The organism is Neisseria sp. HMSC065D04, from assembly GCF_001815675.1.
Taxonomy (GTDB): domain Bacteria; phylum Pseudomonadota; class Gammaproteobacteria; order Burkholderiales; family Neisseriaceae; genus Neisseria.
This window is the reverse complement of sequence record NZ_KV821464.1, coordinates 2,906-3,165: the sequence shown is the minus strand read 5'-3', so window position 1 is coordinate 3,165 and position 260 is coordinate 2,906.

Sequence of the window (260 nt, the reverse complement as noted above, 5' to 3'; positions counted from 1 at the left end):
TGAATTTCCTGGGCGATGCAAAAGCCGGATGAAAGAAACAGGATTATAGATATGATAAAAGACCTCATGATGTAACCTTTAAAAAAGAGGGTAAGTAAATGGGTAAGCAGGTTGGGCGTAGCTCAATGAAGCTTTCAAATTATCAAAAATTTTAGGTTTGATTCTGGCTTAAATTTGTTCAATAAAACAATTCAACCAGCCACTGAATAATTTTTGCATCTATCCGTTGAAGGAGGTTGGGGTGCAGTGGCGCAACAGGA